This is a genomic window from Bacillus sp. FJAT-27986, from assembly GCF_001685035.1.
In the GTDB taxonomy this organism is placed as follows: domain Bacteria; phylum Bacillota; class Bacilli; order Bacillales; family Pradoshiaceae; genus Pradoshia.
Genome location: NZ_MAYV01000017.1, coordinates 284365 through 293624 on the forward strand (window position 1 = coordinate 284365; position 9260 = coordinate 293624).

Annotated in this window: 9 protein-coding genes and 1 riboswitch; all 9 genes read right to left on the reverse strand. The window is 42.6% G+C overall.

Annotation, left to right across the window (positions count from 1 at the left end; all coding sequences use genetic code 11):
* Window positions 1-30: 30 nt before the first annotated feature.
* The 9 genes from purF to A8L44_RS15815 all read right to left on the reverse strand — a co-directional run bounded on the left by purF (window position 31) and on the right by A8L44_RS15815 (window position 8865).
* On the reverse strand, window positions 31-1449 hold the full coding sequence (gene purF, locus A8L44_RS15775) for an amidophosphoribosyltransferase (protein WP_066108511.1): 1419 nt from the start codon (window positions 1447-1449) through the stop codon (window positions 31-33).
* Window positions 1425-3662 (reverse strand): phosphoribosylformylglycinamidine synthase subunit PurL, encoded by a 2238-nt coding sequence (gene purL / locus A8L44_RS15780; protein WP_066108514.1) that lies wholly within the window; start codon window positions 3660-3662, stop codon window positions 1425-1427. The genes purF and purL overlap by 25 nt, the downstream gene beginning before the upstream one ends.
* Window positions 3646-4329, reverse strand: a complete 684-nt coding sequence (gene purQ, locus A8L44_RS15785) for a phosphoribosylformylglycinamidine synthase subunit PurQ (protein ID WP_066108516.1) — start codon at window positions 4327-4329, stop codon at window positions 3646-3648. The genes purL and purQ overlap by 17 nt, the downstream gene beginning before the upstream one ends.
* Entirely contained in the window at window positions 4326-4580 is a 255-nt protein-coding gene (gene purS / locus A8L44_RS15790; RefSeq protein ID WP_066108519.1) for a phosphoribosylformylglycinamidine synthase subunit PurS, read from the reverse strand. The genes purQ and purS overlap by 4 nt, the downstream gene beginning before the upstream one ends.
* Window positions 4573-5298 carry a phosphoribosylaminoimidazolesuccinocarboxamide synthase gene (gene purC, locus A8L44_RS15795; protein ID WP_066108521.1) on the reverse strand — a complete coding sequence of 242 codons (726 nt, stop codon included), beginning with the start codon at window positions 5296-5298 and terminating at the stop codon, window positions 4573-4575. The genes purS and purC overlap by 8 nt, the downstream gene beginning before the upstream one ends.
* Before the next feature lie 100 nt (window positions 5299-5398).
* A complete protein-coding gene (gene purB / locus A8L44_RS15800; RefSeq protein ID WP_066108525.1) occupies window positions 5399-6691 on the reverse strand; it encodes an adenylosuccinate lyase in 1293 nt (430 codons plus the stop codon).
* Complete coding sequence (gene purK / locus A8L44_RS15805; protein ID WP_066108528.1) at window positions 6691-7866, reverse strand: 5-(carboxyamino)imidazole ribonucleotide synthase; 1176 nt, start codon at window positions 7864-7866, stop codon at window positions 6691-6693. Before purK ends, purB begins: the two co-directional genes overlap by 1 nt.
* Window positions 7853-8344: a 5-(carboxyamino)imidazole ribonucleotide mutase gene (gene purE / locus A8L44_RS15810; RefSeq protein WP_066108529.1), complete on the reverse strand. Its 492-nt coding sequence runs from the start codon at window positions 8342-8344 to the stop codon at window positions 7853-7855. Before purE ends, purK begins: the two co-directional genes overlap by 14 nt.
* A 124-nt stretch (window positions 8345-8468) precedes the next feature.
* Window positions 8469-8572, reverse strand: a riboswitch (purine riboswitch).
* 92 nt (window positions 8573-8664) lie between these two features.
* Entirely contained in the window at window positions 8665-8865 is a 201-nt protein-coding gene (locus tag A8L44_RS15815; protein ID WP_066108532.1) for an NETI motif-containing protein, read from the reverse strand.
* Between the last annotated feature and the right edge of the window lie 395 nt (window positions 8866-9260).

Below are 9260 nucleotides of genomic sequence, written 5' to 3' on the forward strand. Positions count from 1 at the left end.
TTCATACTTCCTGTCAATAATCTATTGCCGTTACTTTATTTTTTCATATGCCTGATCATCGGTGGCATAAATTTCAGTTGGATAGTTCCCCGTAAAGCATGCCATGCATTGACCTCGATACTCGCCACCAAAAGGCCTGCCAATTGCCTCAACCGTCCCCTCCACACTTAAAAAGGTCAGAGAATCTGCTCCGATCATCTCCCTGATTTCCTCAACCGAGTTAAACCCGGCAATCAGCTCTTCTTTGGACGATGTATCAATTCCATAAAAACAGGGATTTTTGATTGGAGGAGAGCTAATGCACACATGTACCTCTTTTGCGCCGGCTTCTTTAAGCATCGTCACAATCCTCCTGCTGGTCGTTCCCCTTACAATCGAATCATCCACCATGATGACCCTTTTGCCCTCGACCACACCGCGCACTGGGGCCAGCTTCATTTTCACCCCTTGCTCACGTAGAGATTGGGATGGCTGTATAAAGGTCCGTCCCACATATCGATTTTTAATTAACCCCATCTCATATGGAATCCCGCTTACTTCGGCATAACCGATAGCTGCCGATATACTTGAATCCGGTACACCTGTGACAACATCCGCTTCAATTTGCGCTTCAATAGCCAGTTGTTTCCCCAGGTTCTTCCTGGCCGTATGAACGTTAATACTATCTATATTGCTATCGGGTCTTGAAAAATAAATATACTCCATACTGCACATGGCTCTGCCCTGTGATTCAGCAAAATACTCTGATTGGATGCCGTCATCATTAATCGTCACCAGCTCTCCGGGCCGAACATCCCGAATATAATCAGCACCTATTAAATCGAAGGCACATGTCTCAGATGCAGCTACATATCCTTCACCGATTCGTCCGATGGAGACAGGACGCAATCCATGTGGGTCCACAGCAATCATCATTTCTGTTTCTGTCATGACCAGAAATGCATAGGCCCCTTGGACGAACGATAAAGCCTGCTTTATTCGCTTCTTAAAACAAGCTGAACCAGAGCGCCTAATTAAGTGGGCCAGGACCTCTGTATCCGAGGTTGTATGAAAAATGCTCCCATCTATTTCAAGCTGATTTTTTAATTGGGTTGCGTTTACCAAATTTCCATTATGAGCGAGAGCAAAACTACCGACAGTCTGAGAATTAAACAAAAATGGCTGAACATTTGCCACTCCGCCTCCTCCTGCTGTCGCATAGCGAACATGGCCGATTGCGCTCCGTCCCTTCATATCCTCAATGATCTTTTGATTGAAAACTTCATTCACAAGTCCTTCTGCTTTATGCGATTTCAATACTTGGCCATCTGTAACGACCATTCCCGCTCCTTCCTGTCCACGATGCTGCAGACTGTGTAAACCATAATAGGTTAGTTGAGATGCTTCAGTATGTCCCCAGATTCCAAACAATCCACATTCTTCATTTAGTCCACGGATTTCAGCAAGCATGGTATGGCTCCCTTCCAGGCTATCAGTAGTTGTTTTGCTTCAATATCAATAACTGTCTCTTCCTGGCCGGCATGAATAACGTATTTTTCTGTATCTGTTACAATACCTATTTGAACCGCTTCCGGAATAATTTCTTTGAAAGGTCCGACTTGTTCAGGCGATACAGTCACAAGGAAACGGGATTGTGATTCTGCAAACAACCGGGTGGCCAAATCCCCCTCTAAATTCACTTCAAAACCAAGGTTTTCTGCGCCAAACAATCCTTCTGCAAGTGCTATGGATAATCCTCCTTCTGCCAGGTCATGAGCTGACTTTATTACACCTGCCTGAATCGCTTTCAACAGCTTTTCCTGCCGGTCTTTTTCAACCTGAAGATTCAGATGGGGCGCTTTACCAAAAATCCGTCCATCATTCATGAATTTTTGCAGCTCACTACCGCCGAATTCAGCATATGTTTCTCCTATTAAGTAGATTAAATCTCCCTTTTCTTTGAAGGATTGAGTGGTGATATGCTTGAGATTATGAACAAGTCCAACCATGCCAACGACCGGTGTCGGGTAGATCGCTTCTCCATTTGTTTCGTTATACAAGGAAACATTCCCACCAATCACCGGTGTCCCTAGTACACGACATGCTCCACTTAATCCATCTGCCGCTTTTTCGAGCTGCCAGAAAATTTCAGGCTTCTCCGGATTCCCGAAGTTCAAACAGTCTGTAATCGCCAACGGTTCACCGCCTGAACAAATAATATTACGTGCTGCTTCAGCCACCGCAATTTGACCGCCTGTTTCCGGGTCTAAATAGAGATAGCGGGAATTGCAGTCTGTTGTCATCGCCAACGCTTTTTCCGTGCCGCGAATACGAACGACGGCTGCATCAGAACCTGGCCCTACAACCGTATTCGTGCGTACCATATAATCATACTGGTCATAAACCCATTCCTTACTCGCTATAGTCGGTTGTGCCAATAACGATAGCAGAGTTTCTGTATAGTTGTTGATGACAGGTGGTACTTCATCTTCCATCGCTTGAAACTCTTGAAAATAATTAGGCTCTTTGGACGGTTTATAGTAAACTGGCGCCTCCTCAGCTAGTGCATCTGCTGGTACATTTGCCACCACTTCGCCTCTATATGTTAAGCGAATCATTTTATCTTCCGTTACAGTGCCCACATCGACCGCTTCAAGGCCATACTTTCCAAACAGCTCTTCGATTTCTTGCTCCCGTCCTTTTTTGGTTACAATCAGCATTCTCTCCTGTGATTCAGATAACATCATTTCATAAGGTGTCATTCCTGTTTCTCGCTGAGGAATCCTATCTAAATTCATTTCAATTCCGGATCCCGCTTTGGAGGCCATTTCTGCAGAGGAACTGATTAATCCAGCTGCGCCCATATCCTGTATTCCTACAAGTGCATCCGATTTTACAAGCTCCAGGCATGCTTCAAGTAAAAGCTTTTCCATGAATGGGTCCCCTACTTGTACGGCTGGCCGTTTGGAATCAGAATCATCTGTTAATTCCTCCGAGGCGAAGGTTGCTCCATGAATGCCATCACGACCTGTTTTTGCCCCGACATACATAACTGTATTTCCAACTCCATGCGCCTGACCCTTCTTAATATCCTCATGATTGATTAAGCCGACACACATCGCATTTACAAGAGGATTCCCCTCATAGGAAGGATCAAACTGAATCTCACCACCAACAGTTGGTATTCCGATACAGTTTCCATATCCGGCAATCCCAGCTACAATTTCCTCAAACAAATACTTCATCCGTGGAGTTGTTAATTCTCCAAAACGCAAGGAGTTCAGCATGGCAATCGGTCTAGCCCCCATGGAAAAGACATCGCGGATGATTCCACCCACGCCTGTGGCTGCACCTTGATATGGTTCGATTGCGGAGGGATGGTTATGGCTTTCAATTTTAAAAACAACCGCTTGCCCGTCACCAATATCCACAATACCCGCACCTTCTCCGGGCCCTTGCAGTACACGTTTACCTGTTGTTGGGAACTTCCTTAATACAGGCTTTGAGTTTTTATAGCTGCAATGCTCAGACCACATAACTGAAAACAAACCAGTTTCTGTATAGTTTGGCAAGTGCCCAAGAATTTTTTCTATCTTGGCAAACTCATCATCCGTCAATCCCATTGTGGCATAAATTCGTTCTTCTTTAATCATGGTTGGACTTGGCTCAAGCATTAACGACATTTGTTTCCCTCCAGTATTGAACAATCGATTTGAATAACTTGATTCCATCGGCACTGCCAAGTAAGGAGGAAACAGCCCTTTCCGGATGGGGCATCATCCCAAGAACATTGCCTTGCTTATTCATAATTCCCGCGATATCCTGATGACTGCCATTTGGATTTCTATCATACGTAAACAGAATTCGATTTTGTGTCTTTAACTGTTCCAGCGTCTCCTCATCACAATAGTAATTTCCCTCGCCATGAGCAATCGGGATAGTGATTTGTTCATTTTTGGTATAGGAGCTCGTAAAAGGAGTTTCGTTGTTCACAACATTCAACTTTTGCGGTCTGCAAATAAACTTCAAATCAGCATTACGCCGCATAGCTCCCGGCAGCAATCCCGCCTCCAGTAATACCTGGAATCCATTACACACACCGAGGATCGGAATACCATCCAATGCCGCTCTTTTCACAGCCTCCATAATGGGTGAAAATTGGGCAATTGCACCGCACCGTAAATAGTCACCATACGAAAACCCTCCAGGCAGCAGGATAGCATCAAAGCCTTCGAGACTCGTTTCCGTATGCCAAACATATTCCGCATCTTCTCCAACCTCATCACGAACGGCATGATACATATCAATATCACAATTGGATCCCGGAAAGACGATTACGGCGAATTTCACTGTCCGATTACCTCCTCTATGCTGTATCGATAATCTTCAATGACCGTATTGACTAACAATTTTTCGCACATATTGCGGACCGCCTCATCAACATCAGCAGTAGATTCAGAGAGTTCCAACTCCATATACTTGCCAATTCGCACATCCCGAACCTCCGGGAAATTCATGGCATTCAATGACTTTTGTACAGCAGTTCCCTGCGGATCCAATACACTTTCACGAAGAGTGACATAAACCTTTACTTTATACATGTTGAACGTCCTCCAGCTTAGCAAGAATTTTTTTATAGGCATCTGTTAAACTGCCGAGATTCCGGCGGAATATATCCTTATCCAACTTTTCATTTGTATGCGAATCCCAAAGACGGCAAGTATCCGGTGAAATTTCATCCGCAAGCAGGACATGGTCCTTCTCATCTTTGCCAAACTCAAGCTTAAAATCTATTAATCTGATGTCCATAGAAGCAAATAAGCTTCGCAACATTTCATTGATTTGCATAGACTGTTTTTTTAATATTTTGACTTCTCCAGCTGTAGCAAGGTCCAGGACGTTAATATGATCTTCTGTTAATAGCGGATCACCAAGCTTATCGTCTTTATAATAAAATTCCACAATCGGCCTTTTAAGAGGTGTTCCTTCCTCTACACCCAATCTTTTAGAAAAACTGCCGGCAGCAACATTGCGTACTACTACTTCTAAAGGAATAATGGTGACTCGTTTAACGAGCTGTTCTGTTTCTGATATTTTTTTAATAAAATGCGATTCAATACCCTTAAGGTGAAGCCATTCGAATAGCAGGCTCGTGATTTGGTTATTCAGATGTCCCTTCCCCTCAATCATTGCTTTCTTTTCCCCATTAAATGCAGTTGCTGAGTCCTTGTATCGGATTAGGACGATTTCCGGATTATCAGTTGCATAAATTTGCTTTGCCTTGCCTTCGTAAAGAAGTTCATTCTTCGCCAATTGGATATCCTCCTATATGGTAATAATCCTGATAAGCCAAACACGGATGGAATTAATGTAAAAGGGGCACCCCTCAACCTTTATTAAGTAGTGCCCCTCGTTAAAATTACAGCCCCATACGTTCAAAAATGAAATCTACATTTTTCAAATGATAATGGTAATCGAAGCAATCATCCAATTCTTCAGTAGACAGGTAGGCCGTAATTGTTTCATCCGCTTCTAGCAATTCACGGAATTGAATCTGTGTTTCCCATGCCTCCATCGCCTTAGGCTGAACGGTATCATACGCTTTTTCACGAGACAATCCTTTATCAATTAAAGCAAGCAATACACGCTGTGAATAAATCAGACCATAAGTGCGGTCCATATTACGCTTCATATTATCAGGGAACACCGTTAAGTTTTTCACGATATTACCGAAGCGGTTTAACATATAGTTCAATAAAATGGTCGCATCCGGGAGGATAATTCTTTCAGCAGAAGAATGTGAAATGTCCCGTTCATGCCAAAGTGAAACATTTTCATAGGCCGTCATCATGTGGCCGCGAATCACACGGGCCAACCCAGTCATATTCTCCGAACCGATTGGATTGCGTTTATGCGGCATAGCGGAAGAACCCTTCTGCCCCTTCGCAAAAAATTCCTCTACTTCACGTGTCTCACTCTTTTGCAAACCACGAATTTCAGTTGCAAATTTTTCAATAGAAGTCGCAATCAATGCTAATGTAGACATGTATTGTGCATGTCGGTCGCGCTGTAGGGTTTGGGTAGAGATTGGAGAAGGTTTGATCCCAAGATTTTCACACACAAACTTTTCTACAAATGGATCAATGTTCGCATATGTTCCAACAGCACCGGAGATTTTACCATACTCTACTGTATCTGCAGCTTCTTTTAGTCTTTTTAGATTCCGCTTCATTTCTTCATACCATAATGCCATTTTCAAACCAAATGTCGTTGGTTCAGCATGGACGCCATGAGTACGTCCCATCATAACCGTATATTTATGCTCCTTCGCTTTTTCTGCCAAAATTGTAATAAACCGCTCCACATCAGCGATTAAAATATCATTGGCCTGCTTGAGCAAATAAGATAAAGCCGTATCGACTACATCTGTAGAAGTCAGACCATAATGAACCCATTTCCGTTCTTCTCCCAGCGATTCTGAAACGGCACGCGTAAAGGCAACCACATCATGTCTGGTTTCTTCTTCAATTTCTTTGATACGATTCACATCAAAGGAAGCACGCTCTCTCATTACTTTTACATCCTCTTTAGGGATTGCACCAAGCTCTGCCCAGGCTTCACAAGCCAAAATTTCTACTTCGAGCCATGCTTGAAAACGATTCTCCTCTGTCCAAATCTTTCCCATTTCCGGTCTTGTATAACGTTCAATCATTATTTCATATCCACCTTTTCTTTTTTGTCTCCTGTTTGTTCAGTCCATATATTTGATTGATTAAGCATCTCTAATATTTCCATCGGATGCTCTCCTAAGACTGTAATATGCCCCATTTTTCTATCTTTCTTCGCTTCACGCTTCCCATAAATATGTACTTTCCAATCAGGCTCATTCCCTAAAGCCTTTATAACCGGTTCTAAATGCTGACCCAAAACATTGACCATTACCGCACTGGAATGTAATTCAGTATGACCAAGCGGCCAATTACACACCGCTCTTATATGTTGCTCAAATTGAGAGGTTTCACAAGCCTCAATCGAAAAATGTCCGGAATTATGAGGTCTCGGCGCTAATTCATTCACCAAAATATCATCCTGGTCGAGCAGGAACATTTCAACGGCTAATGTACCAACCACCTGTAATGATTCTGCCAATTGTACAGCCGATCCGATTGCATGGATTTGGGTGTTTTCATTGATTCTCGCCGGGACAATCGATTGATGCAAAATATTATTGACGTGAATATTCTCTGCAACAGGAAACACCCGTATGGAACCATCCAATTTTCGAGTTACTATCACTGAAATTTCCTTTTGAAACGGTATAAAACTCTCCAAAACACAAACTCCATGGCTCAGCAATTCAGAGCCTTTGGCTAAATCTCCTTTATCCCGTATAACAAGCTGTCCTTTTCCATCATAACCACCTCGCGCTGTTTTCAAGACAGAAGGATAGCCAAGTTTAGAAATAGCTTGACGAAGATCCTCAAAACTTGCAATGACCTCGAACGGGACAACTTTGACACCTGATTTCTCAATCGCCTGTTTTTCAAGAACCCGATCCTGCGTAATTCTTAATATATCCGTACCCTGCGGAATATATGGATTACCCGTTAGTTGATCTAACGCATCAGCATCAATATTTTCAAATTCAAATGTGAGTACATCACTTATCTTTGCCAAGCGCTGCAGAGCCTCTACATCATTAAATGGGGCCGTGATTTCCATATCCGCAATTTGGCCGCAAGGACTGTTGGGCGTTGGATCAAGCACAGCTATCTTAAAACCTAAATTTCTGGCTGCCAATGCCAGCATTCGCCCCAACTGACCGCCACCTATTATCCCAATCGTCTGGCCAGGTAAAATAACTGGTGCCTGCTTACTCAAGTTCATCACAACTTTCAATTGATTGTCTTTGAATTTTTAATCTATATTGTTCAAGTTCTTCAGCCAATTCTTGCTCGAAGGTCCCTAATATCTGTACTGCTAAAAGACCTGCATTTTTTGCACCGGCTTTGCCAATCGCCATCGTTGCTACAGGAACACCACCCGGCATTTGAACAATAGACAGCAAAGAATCCAAACCGTTTAGAGCGTGGGATTGCACAGGCACACCAATTACAGGCAAAGTAGTTTTGGCTGCTACCATCCCAGGTAAATGGGCTGCTCCGCCTGCACCGGCTATAATCACTTTTATTCCACGACTTCGCGCGCTTTGGGCATATTCAAACATTAAATCAGGCGTTCTATGAGCTGAAATTACTTTTTTCTCATAAGCCACCTTAAAATCATCCAGAATAGTACATACATGCTTCATCGTTTCCCAGTCTGATATGCTTCCCATGATTACTCCAACCTTAAGGTCATTCATCATTTTCGCCTCCAAATAAAAAAGCTGCATGAACACACTTTCAAAAAAGAGAAAGCAGTCCACACAGCTTATATGCTATGCCAAACCGAGCACTTAGGACAAGTACTATGCCCTCACATATAAGGTGAGGTCCGCTTTCTCTCATAGTCCAAAAATTTATTCGGTCTTTGGGTAGAAACTTGCAGGCCATATCCCCGCTATTATATGAGAGAATTATTTATTTTAATGCTTATTGTTCGTACCTATCTTACCAATAGGGCTAATTGTATGTCAACTAAAAACCGAACACTTCTGTTATTTAATGCAATATCGTTCGGTTTTCAATCAATTGATTTGCCTTCAAAAATAATCTGGCGTGCAACCGGAATATATTCTATCTGATCGCCATTCTTCACTTCCTTAAAAATTGGTTTCTCCATACGTCTTACGGGAAAGTATCCTTCCTTTTTCATACGCTCCAAGCATTCATCAATGCTTTCATTCTCCTGCAATTCAAACTTTTGTTTCTTTGGCTTAGCCAATCGACCCTCGTCCTTTCTGTTACTTACTCTACTAGTAGTGTATCCCATTTAGTACTCTTTTCGGAAGTTTTGTTACAGAATTTTATGTGACTGGTGTAAGCGTGGACTGGCAAAAGTTTTCTTCTTTATGGATAGGAATTTCAGTTTAACACTGTGCCGTCTCACACCTATTCTCCAGCAAAAACACATCAAAGTATGTACGGTAAGACGTATATAAGTGATGTCAGAATCTGAGCTGAAATGTGCTTAATATGAATTGTCATGGGTAGATATAACAATTTTAAAAAGCTTGGCTTTCCCTCAGATTTTACTCATCTTTGTCCCATTTTTTCAACTTATGTCTTCTTTCCAGCCTACTAATCATGCTGATAACTCAACCTCAATCCCAAAAACCG

Coding starts and splice junctions, on each gene's coding strand:
- purB (WP_066108525.1), bottom strand. CDS start 6,691: ATGATTGAACGTTATACAAGACCGGAAATGGGAAAGATTTGGACAGAG.
- purS (WP_066108519.1), bottom strand. CDS start 4,580: ATGTATAAAGTAAAGGTTTATGTCACTCTTCGTGAAAGTGTATTGGAT.
- purF (WP_066108511.1), bottom strand. CDS start 1,449: ATGCTTGCTGAAATCCGTGGACTAAATGAAGAATGTGGATTGTTTGGA.
- purK (WP_066108528.1), bottom strand. CDS start 7,866: ATGAACTTGAGTAAGCAGGCACCAGTTATTTTACCTGGCCAGACGATT.
- purL (WP_066108514.1), bottom strand. CDS start 3,662: ATGTCGTTAATGCTTGAGCCAAGTCCAACCATGATTAAAGAAGAACGA.
- purE (WP_066108529.1), bottom strand. CDS start 8,344: ATGAATGACCTTAAGGTTGGAGTAATCATGGGAAGCATATCAGACTGG.